Raw genomic sequence first — 10203 nt, forward strand, 5'->3', positions numbered from 1 at the left:
TCGGATCGGGGTTAATTAAGCAGCCTGCGCGTTCTCTTCGACGCGGTTAATGCTGCGGTAGAGATGGTCAAAACGTTCGTTATCAAACTGATGGCTCGCGCCATCAAAGAACACGTGCCCCTGACGCAGGGCGACAATGCGTTCGCAGTAGCGCAGGGCGTAATCCACCTGATGCAGCGTGACCACCACGGTGATGCCGTCGTTCTGGTTAATGTCGCGCAGGGTCTCCATTACGATGCGGGCGGATTCCGGGTCCAGCGAGGCAATAGGTTCATCAGCGAGAATGATTTGCGCTTTCTGCATCAGCGCGCGCGCAATCGCCACGCGCTGCTGTTGTCCACCGGACAGGGTGGATACGCGCTGGTGGGCGAAATGCGCCATGCCGACGCGGGTCAGCGCCCGTAAGGCTTCCTGCTTCTGGGAAGGGGAGAACCAGCGCAGACAGGTGCGCCAGAAAGGGGTGCTGCCGAGCGCGCCAATCAGCACGTTCTCCAGCACCGTCAGGCGGTTCACCAGGTTGAACTGCTGGAAGATATAGCCCGTCTGGGCGCGGCTCTTGCGGATGTCGCTGGCGAGACGCCCCGCGCGCTGCACGGTATTGCCCAGCAGCTCGACGTGGCTTTCCGGCGTTTTATCGCAGGTGATAAGACCGCTTAAATGGCGAAGAAGGGTGGATTTACCCGAACCGGATGGTCCCAGCAGCGCCACCATTTCGCCCTGCTGGACGGTCAGATCAACGGCATGCAGAGCCTTGTTGTGATGGAAGGTCTTGCTCAGTTTCTCGACGCGGATGACGGTTTGCATGTGCTGGGCCTCACGATAAATGTGGCCTCATGCTGGCGCATCAATGTGACATTTGGGTTAAGTCTGGGTTGCGGGAGTTTGAAGAGTTGAAGTGAAAGCGATGACAATCACCGTAGGCCCGGTCAGCGCAGCGCCAGCGGACGCTGTTGTCGGCCGCGCTGCGCTTATCCGGCCTACGACGTTTGGTGTTGCTTAACGACGTTAATCATCCACGGCACGCCGTATTTATCGGTGACTTTGCCGAAACCGTGCGCCCAGAAGGTCTCCTGCCAGGCCATCTCGATATTCCCGCCTGCGGCGAGGTTATCGAACCAGCGCTTGCCTTCGGACACATCCTGGGTGTCGAGAACCAGCGTGAAACCCGCGTACTGCGCGTGGCTGCCGGGCTGCATCCCGTCGCTCATCATGATATCGCTGCCCGCAATGCGGACGTTGGAGTGGGCGATAGCCGAATCCGGAAATTGCATACCGGACGGACAGCCTTCTTCGCTGTTTTCGCTTTTTGGCATTTCGCCGAATGTGATTTTATAGAGAAGCTCTGCGCCGACGGCCTGCTGGTAGAAGGCGGTGGCCTCTGCGCAGTTGCCGGCAAACGAGATGTAGGGACTTAACGGCATAATCTTTACCTCACGTAAGAAATGCCCGTTAAGTTTAGCTGTTGCAGGCCCGGTAAGCGTAGCGCCACCGGGCGCTTATGCCGGATGCGCTGCGCTTATCCGGCCTACAAAAAAGAGAAATCAGTTCTTTTTCACGAACTCAGATTTCAGCTTCATCGGACCGAAGCCGTCAATTTTGCAGTCGATATTATGATCGCCTTCAACCAGACGGATATTCTTCACTTTGGTGCCAATCTTCAGCATGGAAGAACTGCCTTTCACTTTCAGATCTTTAATCACGGTAACGCTGTCGCCGTCCGCCAGCAGATTGCCGTTAGCATCTTTTACGACAAGAACATCAGCATCGTGTGAGGGTTCGGCATCATTCCATTCGTGAGCGCATTCCGGGCAGATGAACATGCCGTTATCTTCGTAGGTGTATTCAGAATTGCATTTTGGGCAGTGTGGGAGTGACATATCGGTATCCTCAAAAGTGTTAACGCGCTGGAAAGTGCCAGCTAAATGACGGCAGCGTGCCGAAAAAGGCGGCAAGTATAGCGTAAATCCACACGTTTGTCGGTGACATTGTGAATTAAAAAAATGGCAAAAAGCGTATCGCGAGTGACACTTCCTGTCAGTCAGTTAAGCGATGCTTACGTCATTAACACGGTGGAAAGAATTGATGCTAAATATATCGAATATTTTATTGCGGCAAATTGCTACGCTCCTCCATTTCGGATAAGGTGAAGCGACACATTGTTATTTATCTCCTGACTTCGCTGCCATACATATCTTATGGCCGTGGCGCGTTACCTCTCTTTTTAGGTGGGTAAATAACGATGATATATCCTGAAGTTTCTTAAAAATGGGCTACGCTTTTTTCTTTTGGCCGTCAGGCCAGAAGGGGAGCTATACACGCCATGCAAGGATAGTGAATTATTTCTGATTATCTTCAATCAGTTATATTTCGGCGAACATGTTTTCCACACGTGATCATATAAGCCTGAACAACATAATTAAAACCAGTGGCTTAATAAAAGTAATAAATTTGCGTTAAGGAAAGGCTTTTATCATGCACACACAGACCATTTTTGAATTAAGCCAGGAAGCTGAGCGTTTGTTACAGCTTGCCCTGCAAAATCTTGATACGTTGAAATCAATGCCGACTGCAATGCTGGAGAGCACAGCGGCTGCCATTACGGGTGAAAAGAACAACGTTTTGCCTCTGCATTTTAGTGCGCGCGGCGTCGAAGCGCAGCAGGCGATGCTGAATAATGAATTACGCAAAATAACCCGGCTGGAAATGGTTCTGGCGATTGTGGGTACCATGAAAGCGGGGAAATCGACCACCATTAACGCGATTGTGGGGACCGAAGTGCTGCCGAACCGCAATCGTCCGATGACGGCGCTGCCTACCCTGATTCGTCACACGCCGGGACAGAAGGATCCGGTGCTGCATTTCTCCCATGCTTCGCCCATTGATGAATTGATTCAACTTCTGCAGAAGAAGCTGTGCGATTACGATCGCGGGAAGCTGGCCCAGCGTCTGGAAATTGATAAAGACATGAATACGCTGCTCGAGCGCATCGAAAAAGGCGAAGCGTTTGAGAAGCATCACCTGGGCGCACAGCCGATATTTCATTGTCTGAAAAGCCTCAACGATCTGGTGAGGCTATCTCAGGCGTTAGGCGTGGCGTTTCCGTTCTCTGAATATGCGGCTATCGAGCATATCCCGGTGATTGAAGTCGAGTTTGTGCATCTTGCGGGTCTGGATGCACATCTCGGACAGCTGACGCTGCTCGATACGCCCGGGCCGAATGAGGCCGGACAGCCGCATCTGCAAAAAATGCTCAGCGAGCAGCTGTCCCGCGCGTCGGCGGTGCTGGCCGTGATGGATTATACCCAGCTTAAATCCATCTCTGATGAAGAAGTTCGTCAGGCCATTTCCACGGCGGGAAAATCAGTGCCGCTGTATGCGCTGGTCAATAAATTCGATCAGAAAGATCGCAATAGCGACGATGAAGAGCAGATCCGGGCGATGATCTCCGGCACCTTAATGAAAGGCAATATTTCACCGGGCCAGATCTACCCGGTGTCGTCCATGTGGGCGTATCTGGCGAACCGCGCGCGCTACGAGATGAGTACCCGTGGGCAACTGCCGGATCCTCAGGAGCAACCCTGGGTGCAGGATTTTGCCGAAGCTGCCCTTGGGCGTCGCTGGCGTACGGCGGACCTGGAGGATATCGACCATCTTCGTCATTCTGCCGATTTGCTCTGGGAAGATTCGCTATTCGAACAGCCCATACGCAAATTGATTCACGCTGCCTATGCCAATGCCTCGCTCTACGCGCTACGTTCGGCCTCGCACAAGCTACTGAATTACGCGCAAAATGCCCGGGAGTACCTCGATTTCCGCTATCAGGGGCTGACGGTGGCCTTTGAGGCGCTGGAGCTGAATATCGCCCGCCTCGAAGAGGACATGGCGCTTCTGCAGACGCGTCAGCGCGTGGTGAGCGATGAGGTGAAACATGAGGTTGAAGAGGCGCTGAACGCCACCGCAGACTTTATGGGGGGCCAGAAAGTCGCGCTTAACCAGGCTATTGGCGAGGTATTCAGCGCTCAGCATATTCTTGATGTGGCAGGCATCGATCGGCAGAACCCTCACGGCGACGAGCCGCACGGGCTGAAGCAGCTGGTTCTGGACGACGAAAGCCAGGCGCAGATCGCGCTGAATAAAATCCGCTCCTCCTGCGAGCGCGTGATGCTGGACGCGCAGGCGAAGATCTGCCGGGAGCTGGCGTTACGCTTCGATCAGCTGGAGTCTACGCTGGCGCGTTCCCTGAACGAAGCCATGCGCCCTATCGAAACGCGTATTAAAGCGCATCTGAGCCATGCGGGTTTTCGGGCGCGAATCAGTTTCCCGGCGTTTCAGGCGAGCCAGCTTAATTTCAATACGCGGGCGTTGTTTAACGATGCGATAGCGCAGGATGACAGTCAGGCCGTCCGGCCATCAGGCGGGAGCAGCATGCGAGAAACGGTCTCTCGCTGGCTCAATAATCCGGGCTGGGGCTGGGATGAGTATGTAGAAACGCGCACGCGCTATGTTATCGACATTGCGCAATTACATGACAAATTTAAGCAACATATTGAGCAGTTTTGTGAACAAATAGGTAAAGCTTTGTCCGCGCAGGTCGATGTCTCTGTTACGGCAGGAATGGCAACGTTCTTTGCAGAATTTTCGTTGTGCCTGACCGGGTTACAGGAAAGCTTGCGTGATAGCCTCGCAGTGCGTCAACAGAACGAGCATTCAACCCGAGCGCTCTGTCAGTTGTTGAAGCAAAGCATCACTACTGCGACGTGGATACAGGAAGATACCCGACTGTTACGCGATGATATTCAAACTCTATTCGCGGCAGAGCAACCATGACAACACCATTACTGGACGGCCCCGGGCGAACGCTGGAATGTATTAATCCAAAATTTATGGTCGATCTGGTACAGGGGGTAGACGCGTCGCGTCATCCCCATCCGGGACCACAACAGCTTCAGTTTCGGGAACGTCTGACGCAGGAAATCATGACGCATACCCGGCTACGCCCCTGGGCGATGGCGGGTATGCTCAACGAGAATGCAGCGCTGCGCCTGGGGCTGGCGGAAAAACTGGCAAGCATGCTTGACCCGGGTCATCTCGCGCTGACGCTGATGGCTGAGAAGCTGATTGCTTCGCGCCAGCAAACGCATCCGCGCGCCCAGCAGTCTCCCGGACTCATGCAGCAGTACGCTGAACTCGCTTCTCATTTTACCCAGCGTGCTGCCTGGAAAGAAAAGGCGCTGACGCAGCGCGGGCTGACGGTTCAGGCGGGCGAGCACAGCGAGCAGATTTTTACCCGCTGGCGGGCGGGGCATTACGATGGCTGGTCGCTGGCCGGACGCTGTTTTATCGTCCTGGAAGAGCTGCGCTGGGGGGCATTCGGTGATGCATGCCGCCTGGCGAATGAGGACGTGGCGGCAATGCTCAAGGATAACCTGCGCAGCATGGCGGCTAACTATCTGGCGCAGGGTATCAATGCGTCACCCACGACTCGCCACTTCTATCATCAGTGGCTAACAACGCCAGCCTCTCCGGGATTAATCGACCATAAAGACATGCTGGGCTGGCTGGGGGACTGGTGTCAGGCGGATAAACATCCGTTGAGCTGGTCAGTGACGCAAAACTGGCAGACCGTCGCGCTGGGGATGCCGAGGCTTTGCTCGGCAAAACGGCTGGTGGACGGGATGGTGGAAGAGATTTTTGGGTGAACCCCTCACCCTAACCCTCTCCCCGTAGGGGAGAGGGGATGGTTTGGTGCGGTGTGTTAATGGCGGAGTTCTACCGCTCTTCTTTCGACATCCTGCTCGGGGGCACTTGCGTAGCGTTTCGCATACAGCGCCGTGATGATGGGCACCAGAATCGCGGTGACGATCACGCTGGCGGCAACCAGTGCTGTGGCTGAAGCCGCCACCGGTTCGAAGGCCGGGTTAATTTGGGCAATAATCACCGGGTTTGCGACGGCAGCGCCTGCGGCTGAAGAGGCGGCGACGCCCGCCGTGCCGTTTCCTCCGCCAATCACCTGGTCGGCAATAATCAGCGGAATACCGGTGATGATGATTACCGCAACGCCCAGCACAATACCCAGCAGGCCGGTATCAAGAATGACCTTCAGGTTGATGGTGTTGCCCAGCGCAAAGCCAAAGAACGGGATGAGCACCGGCGTGGCTTTGCTGAAGAAATCACGCAGATCGTGATCGAGATTACCCAGGGCGAAACCGATCAGGAAGGGCAGGATCGCGCCGACAAAGTGGTGGGGTTCAAACGACGCCAGGCCAGCAGACCCGAGAATAAGCATCGTCATCAGCGGGCCGGATTCCAGAGACATCAGCACAAATGCGCCGGACTCTTCCTTCGTTCCGTACTGGTTCATCAGGCTGGCGTACAGCCCGCCGTTGGTCATATCCATCGCTGAGACAATTGCAAGAACCGATAAACCCGCGAAGAACCCGGTCTGAATTCCATTCTCCGGAATGAACATCGCGCATATCATGGCGACAACCCAGGCTACGGCTATTTTGGTTATCACCAGCGTGCCGGATTTCCGTAATACGGTACCCGTCGCTCGCAAATTAATGGATGCGCCGATACAAAAAAACCAGACGGCAAGAATCGGAACCGTGCCGGTAATCATGCCTTTAGTGAACCCCCCAAAATAAGCTCCGGTATCGGGAGCAAGGGTATTCAGGATCGCGCCCAGGACCAGCGGAACCAGCATCATACCGCCAGGTATGCGTTCTATCGTGGCTTTAATCTTCATAGACAAACCTCACATCGGATCCCGCAGGACGGGTGATAGGTGTTAATAATTAGTTATTAAATTCAATTGGTTGCTATTTTTTGTTTGCGGTTTTTTCTCGATAATCCCGCAACGCAATTAAATGAGCGCTTTCGATTAACCTCTTTTGAAAACACATAAAACGCTGTATTCGGATTTATCATGCGATCATTGGAATAGTGATTCAATGAAAATAAAACATCGTTTTAGTTATCTTTGTCACATATTCAATGTAAAAGTTGAGACTGGCTTCTGTGGGTGGGAATTTATGTAAACCCGATGTGAAATAACGTGGTTTGTCTTTTTGTTAGGGAAGAAATAATGACGCGCGTGAGGATGATCTTTCAGCAGGATAAGGAAGTGCCTATTGGCACTTCTTGACAAAAATTGGACTAAGCTGACCAGGGATAGAAATATGTGTGAAGTTGATCACAAATATAAACGCTGGTAGGGTAAAAAGGTCATTAACTGCCCAGGCAGGCGTCAACAGGTTCGGTTGTATCGACGGAAAACGTCAATGTAAGTAAACCTGCTACGCTTGAATAAGGCGATTCGCATGGAGCGGATCCCATGGTTCACAGAACGCAAACTGGACTGTGAAACAGACAGGGCCGAGTCAACGAGGATAGCTATGCTGAGAAGGAAAAAGGTTAAACCCATCACGCTTCGCGACGTCACCATTATTGATGACGCGAAACTTCGTAAAGCCATTACCGCGGCGTCGCTCGGTAATGCGATGGAATGGTTCGATTTTGGTGTCTACGGCTTTGTGGCCTATGCCTTAGGTAAAGTGTTTTTCCCCGGGGCCGATCCCAGCCTGCAGATGATTGCCGCACTGGGTACGTTCTCCGTTCCCTTCCTGATTCGCCCGCTGGGCGGTCTGTTCTTCGGTATGCTCGGCGATAAATATGGTCGTCAGAAGATCCTGGCTATCACCATCGTCATTATGTCGATCAGTACATTCTGTATCGGTCTTATACCGTCTTATGCCACCATCGGCATTTGGGCGCCGATTCTGCTGCTGATCTGTAAGATGGCGCAGGGCTTCTCCGTGGGCGGTGAATACACCGGCGCCTCGATCTTTGTTGCCGAATATTCCCCTGACCGTAAGCGCGGTTTTATGGGAAGCTGGCTGGACTTCGGCTCCATTGCCGGGTTTGTCCTGGGCGCGGGCGTGGTAGTGCTGATTTCAACCGTCGTGGGTGAAGAGAACTTCCTCGACTGGGGCTGGCGTATTCCGTTCTTCCTGGCCTTGCCGCTGGGGATCATTGGTCTGTACCTGCGTCATGCGCTTGAAGAGACGCCTGCGTTCCAGCAGCACGTCGATAAGCTGGAGCAGGGTGACCGCGAAGGGCTGCAGGATGGTCCGAAGGTATCGTTCAAAGAGATTGCCACTAAGCACTGGCGCAGCCTGCTGACCTGTATTGGTCTGGTGATTTCCACCAACGTGACCTACTACATGCTGTTGACCTACATGCCGAGCTACCTGTCGCATAACCTGCACTACTCGGAAGATCACGGTGTGCTGATTATTATCGCCATCATGGTCGGTATGCTGTTTGTGCAGCCGATTATGGGCCTGCTGAGCGACCGCTTTGGCCGTCGACCGTTCATTATCCTGGGGAGCGTTGCGCTGTTTGCGCTGGCAATTCCGGCTTTCATCCTGATTAACAGTGATGTGCTGGGGCTGATTTTTGCCGGTCTGCTGATGCTGGCGGTGATCCTCAACTGCTTTATCGGGGTAATGGCCTCAACGCTGCCCGCGATGTTCCCAACCCACATTCGCTACAGCGCGCTGGCCGCGGCCTTTAACATCTCGGTGCTGATTGCCGGTCTGACTCCGACGCTTGCCGCCTCACTGGTGGAGAGCACGCAGAACCTGATGATGCCGGCTTATTATCTGATGGTGATCGCGGTGATTGGTTTGATTACCGGTATTACCATGAAGGAGACGGCGAATCGTCCTCTGAAAGGCGCAACGCCTGCGGCGTCGGATATTCAGGAAGCGAAAGAGATCCTGCGTGAGCACTACGATAACGTAGAGCAGAAGATTGAGGATATCGACGCAGAGATTGAAGAGCTGCAGAAAAAACGCTCCCGACTGGTGGACCAGCATCCACGCATTAACGAGTAAACGCGTGATAAAGAAAACCCGCCAACGGCGGGTTTTCTTTTATTAGCATCCGGCAGCGATGTAGTCGCCGTTGGCGCTGATGGGGATCACCGTCAGGAAAAGCACCGTCGCGAATAGGATCAGGACTATCCCTCCGGCTATTTTGACTGCCGGTACGAGCCATCTTAATGAGGCGCTTTCTCCGAACCATGCCACCGTGCGCTCGCGGGCGTAACGTACCGCCAGCGAGAGCCCCATAATAGACAGTGCGGTGCCCAAAGACATGGTCATGACCGCGGCCATCCCCCAGGTAACAATCCCCAGCGCGTTCGAGAACATCAGAATCATGATCGCCCCGCTGCATGGACGTGCGCCAATCGCCAGAATGACGCCCAGGCGCGTTTTCCAGTCACCTTCCGTCAGGTTTGCCCCCACGCCATGATGACCGCATCCACAGCGTTCATCATGCTGATGAAGCGGCTTAATGGCGGAAATCGTCATCCTGCGCGGGCGCAGGCTCTTCAGCGCCTGATAAATGACGAATGCGCCGAAGGCGCCAATAAGCACTGCGCTTATCTTCTCTACGTACCAGCGGCTGGTACTGATATCGCCTGAGGCGAGGTTAAACCCCACCGCCAGAATAAAGACAAACAGAATGGCGCTGACGCCCTGCATCAGGCTACCCAGGAAAGGGACGACCCGGGCGGCCAGCTCGCTTTCCTTATTGGTGGTCAGATAGGTCGTCACGATGAATTTTCCATGCCCGGGTCCGATAGCGTGAAGGACGCCATAAAGGAAAGCGCCCGTTAACAGCCATAGTCCGCCGCTGTACTGCTGGTTATTAAGCTGCAGCAGATACATCACCAGATAACGGTGCAGCGTAATTTGTGTGGCGAGACACCACTGGATAAAAGCGTTCCAGTGCGCATGCAGGGTAAAACCGGCAAAGAGGATGGCCAGCAGCATCACCCCTGCAGTAGGGAGACGCCAGTCGCGGGCGAGGCGTTGTGTGATCATGAGGAAAGGCCTGCACAGAGGAGAATATTTGCCGCTAGTATAGTTGATCTTCCCACTCAATTCGTGGGATCGCGTCGCGATCCGTTTATCTCTGTGGATAAGTTTGTGCATAAATGGGTATAAGGCGGGGTTTTGCTGTGGAATGCAGCAGTCAGTCATTTTTCTGTCATTTAGCGGTTGCGGCCAGCTGAGAACTCCCTATAATGCGCCTCCATCGACACGGCGGATGTGAATCACTTCACACAAACAGCCGGTTCGGTTGAAGAGAAAAAATCCTGAAATAACGGGTTGACTCTGAAAGAGGAAA

Annotated in this window: 8 protein-coding genes; 3 read left to right on the top strand and 5 right to left on the bottom strand. The window is 53.9% G+C overall.

The window, feature by feature from the left end:
* Positions 1 to 15: 15 nt before the first annotated feature.
* From phnC to ACMWKK_RS23270, 3 genes are all read right to left on the bottom strand, one after another.
* Entirely contained in the window at positions 16 to 804 is a 789-nt protein-coding gene (gene phnC / locus ACMWKK_RS23260; protein WP_045332045.1) for a phosphonate ABC transporter ATP-binding protein, read from the bottom strand.
* A gap of 173 nt (positions 805 to 977) precedes the next feature.
* Complete coding sequence (gene yjdN, locus ACMWKK_RS23265) at positions 978 to 1421, bottom strand: VOC family metalloprotein YjdN (RefSeq protein WP_112781421.1); 444 nt, start codon at positions 1419 to 1421, stop codon at positions 978 to 980.
* Positions 1422 to 1541: 120 nt separating this feature from the next.
* Positions 1542 to 1877, bottom strand: coding sequence for a zinc ribbon domain-containing protein YjdM (locus ACMWKK_RS23270; protein WP_045332051.1), 336 nt, complete (start codon positions 1875 to 1877; stop codon positions 1542 to 1544).
* Between the two features lie 595 nt (positions 1878 to 2472).
* Here ACMWKK_RS23270 and crfC point away from each other — a divergent pair.
* Both crfC and ACMWKK_RS23280 read left to right on the top strand, forming a co-directional pair.
* Positions 2473 to 4827 carry a clamp-binding protein CrfC gene (gene crfC, locus ACMWKK_RS23275; protein WP_112781422.1) on the top strand — a complete coding sequence of 785 codons (2355 nt, stop codon included), beginning with the start codon at positions 2473 to 2475 and terminating at the stop codon, positions 4825 to 4827.
* A complete protein-coding gene (locus ACMWKK_RS23280) occupies positions 4824 to 5699 on the top strand; it encodes a diguanylate cyclase regulator RdcB family protein (RefSeq protein WP_112781423.1) in 876 nt (291 codons plus the stop codon). Before crfC ends, ACMWKK_RS23280 begins: the two co-directional genes overlap by 4 nt.
* Before the next feature lie 56 nt (positions 5700 to 5755).
* Here ACMWKK_RS23280 and kdgT read toward each other — a convergent pair whose 3' ends face one another.
* Positions 5756 to 6748, bottom strand: a complete 993-nt coding sequence (kdgT, locus tag ACMWKK_RS23285) for a 2-keto-3-deoxygluconate transporter (protein WP_112781424.1) — start codon at positions 6746 to 6748, stop codon at positions 5756 to 5758.
* 649 nt (positions 6749 to 7397) lie between these two features.
* On the opposite strand from kdgT, the gene proP reads away from it, so the two are divergent.
* Positions 7398 to 8900, top strand: a complete 1503-nt coding sequence (proP, locus tag ACMWKK_RS23290) for a glycine betaine/L-proline transporter ProP (RefSeq protein ID WP_032644759.1) — start codon at positions 7398 to 7400, stop codon at positions 8898 to 8900.
* Positions 8901 to 8942: 42 nt separating this feature from the next.
* Here proP and ACMWKK_RS23295 read toward each other — a convergent pair whose 3' ends face one another.
* The gene (locus ACMWKK_RS23295; RefSeq protein ID WP_112781425.1) at positions 8943 to 9896 is read right to left on the bottom strand and encodes a nickel/cobalt transporter; all 954 of its coding nucleotides are present in this window, start codon (positions 9894 to 9896) and stop codon (positions 8943 to 8945) included.
* Positions 9897 to 10203 lie beyond the last annotated feature (307 nt).

Source organism: Enterobacter sp. 01-M-03-SI-ECC (assembly GCF_047530215.1).
Taxonomy (GTDB): domain Bacteria; phylum Pseudomonadota; class Gammaproteobacteria; order Enterobacterales; family Enterobacteriaceae; genus Enterobacter; species Enterobacter chengduensis.

Excerpts from the sequence above, each read along its gene's own strand:
- ACMWKK_RS23270 (WP_045332051.1), bottom strand. The coding sequence starts at position 1,877 with ATGTCACTCCCACACTGCCCAAAATGCAATTCTGAATACACCTACGAA.
- proP (WP_032644759.1), top strand. The coding sequence starts at position 7,398 with ATGCTGAGAAGGAAAAAGGTTAAACCCATCACGCTTCGCGACGTCACC.
- phnC (WP_045332045.1), bottom strand. The coding sequence starts at position 804 with ATGCAAACCGTCATCCGCGTCGAGAAACTGAGCAAGACCTTCCATCAC.
- ACMWKK_RS23280 (WP_112781423.1), top strand. The coding sequence starts at position 4,824 with ATGACAACACCATTACTGGACGGCCCCGGGCGAACGCTGGAATGTATT.
- ACMWKK_RS23295 (WP_112781425.1), bottom strand. The coding sequence starts at position 9,896 with ATGATCACACAACGCCTCGCCCGCGACTGGCGTCTCCCTACTGCAGGG.
- kdgT (WP_112781424.1), bottom strand. The coding sequence starts at position 6,748 with ATGAAGATTAAAGCCACGATAGAACGCATACCTGGCGGTATGATGCTG.
- crfC (WP_112781422.1), top strand. The coding sequence starts at position 2,473 with ATGCACACACAGACCATTTTTGAATTAAGCCAGGAAGCTGAGCGTTTG.
- yjdN (WP_112781421.1), bottom strand. The coding sequence starts at position 1,421 with ATGCCGTTAAGTCCCTACATCTCGTTTGCCGGCAACTGCGCAGAGGCC.